General features: G+C 64.8%; 1 protein-coding gene. It reads left to right on the top strand.

What is annotated here, in order from left to right; genetic code table 11:
- The coding region (locus G5A07_RS21325) for a YaeQ family protein (protein WP_191863986.1) at positions 1 to 192 on the top strand (192 nt) is incomplete at its 5' end.
- Positions 193 to 267 lie beyond the last annotated feature (75 nt).

Raw genomic sequence — 267 nt, 5'->3', positions numbered from 1 at the left:
GTGCTGGACAGCGTGCGCAGCCTGAAGAACATCAACGTCGCGGCAGTGCCCCAGGAACCCCTGGAGAGCCTGTCCCGCGACCTGCCGCGTTCGATCAACTGGACCGTGATGATCAGTGAGGGCACCCTGTTCGTCACCGACGAGAACGGCCAGCACGAGTTGCAGCTGGAGTGGCTGCAGGGCGAGCGTTGATCGCCGCCGCCGTTTCCTTCCGTCGAGCCGAACGAGTGACCTGATGCGTATCGAACCCCGCCCCCTGCCCGAAAC

The sequence above is a fragment of the Stenotrophomonas sp. AS012628 genome (assembly GCF_010608305.1).
Lineage (GTDB): Bacteria > Pseudomonadota > Gammaproteobacteria > Xanthomonadales > Xanthomonadaceae > Stenotrophomonas > Stenotrophomonas geniculata.
The sequence above is the reverse complement of the archived record's forward strand: the minus strand, read 5'-3'. Positions and strand labels throughout refer to the sequence as shown.